The organism is Ornithinibacter sp. (assembly GCF_035443565.1).
Classification (GTDB): Bacteria; Actinomycetota; Actinomycetes; order Actinomycetales; family Dermatophilaceae; genus Fodinibacter.
The window spans coordinates 1-1,333 of the sequence record NZ_DAORSO010000374.1 but is presented as its reverse complement, the minus strand read 5'-3'; the positions used below and the strand labels follow the sequence as shown (position 1 = coordinate 1,333).

Sequence of the window (1,333 nt, the reverse complement as noted above, 5' to 3'; positions counted from 1 at the left end):
TCAAGCGCGAGGACCTCAACCACACCGGGTCCCACAAGATCAACAACGTCCTCGGCCAGGCCCTGCTGACCAAACGCATGGGCAAGACCCGGGTCATCGCCGAGACCGGCGCCGGGCAGCACGGTGTCGCCACGGCCACGGCCGCCGCCCTGCTGGGGCTGGAGTGCACCGTCTACATGGGCAAGGTCGACACCGAGCGCCAGGCGCTCAACGTCGCCCGCATGCGCATCCTGGGCGCGGAGGTCATCCCCGTCGAGCACGGCAGCGCCACCCTCAAGGACGCCATCAACGAGGCGTTGCGCGACTGGGTCACCAACGTGCAGTCCACGCACTACCTCATCGGCACCGTCACCGGCCCGCACCCGTTCCCCGAGATGGTGCGCGACTTCCACAAGATCATCGGCGAGGAGGCGCGCGCGCAGGTCCTCGACCTCACCGGGCGTCTGCCGGATGCCGTGATCGCCTGCGTCGGCGGCGGATCGAACGCGATGGGCATCTTCCACCGCTTCATCGAGGATGCCGGGGTGCGCCTGATCGGGATCGAGGCCGGGGGAGAGGGGATCGAGTCCGGGCGGCACGCCGCCCGCTTCGCCTCGGCGTCGCCCGGGGTGCTGCACGGCGCGATGAGCTACCTCATGCAGGACGACGACGGCCAGACCGTGGAGTCGCACTCGATCTCCGCGGGGCTGGACTACCCGAGCGTGGGACCGGAGCACTCCTTCCTGCGGGACAGCGGGCGGGCCGAGTACCGCTACGCCACCGACGACCGGGTCATGGAGGCCTTCTCGCTGCTCAGCCGCACCGAGGGCATCATCCCGGCCATCGAGTCCGCCCACGCCCTCGTGGGGGCCATGGAGGTCGGCCGGGAGCTGGGGCCCGACGCGCTGCTGCTCGTCAACCTCTCAGGCCGCGGCGACAAGGACATGGAGACCGCCGCGCGGTACTTCGGGCTGCTCGACGGGGAGCGGGCATGAGCACGGTCGTGAACGGTGTCGGTGAGATCCTCCAGCGCTGCCGCGAGGAAGGGCGCGCGGCGCTCGTCGGGTACCTGCCGGTGGGCTTCCCCACCGTCGAGGGCTCGCTCGAGGCGATGCGCGTCCTCGTGGAGGCCGGCTGCGACATCGTCGAGGTCGGTGTGCCGTACAGCGACCCCCTCATGGACGGGCCGGTCATCCAGCACGCGGCGAGCACCGCGCTCGCAGGCGGGGCCCGCGTCGACGACGTCTTCCGTGCCACGCAGGCGGTGAGGGATGCCGGTGGCGCCGCCCTGGTCATGACGTACTGGAACCTCGTGCTGCGCCGCGGGGTGGAGCGCTTCGCCGCCGACCTGGCA

2 protein-coding genes are annotated in these 1,333 nt (G+C 71.2%); both read left to right on the top strand.

Translation table 11 applies throughout. The annotated features are described in order from the left end of the window. A partial coding sequence (gene trpB, locus PLL68_RS15295; RefSeq protein ID WP_324535572.1) for a tryptophan synthase subunit beta occupies nt 1-974 on the top strand: 974 nt, incomplete at its 5' end. After that, on the top strand, nt 971-1,333 hold a 363-nt coding region (locus PLL68_RS15290; RefSeq protein ID WP_324535570.1), incomplete at its 3' end, for a tryptophan synthase subunit alpha. The genes trpB and PLL68_RS15290, both read left to right, overlap by 4 nt.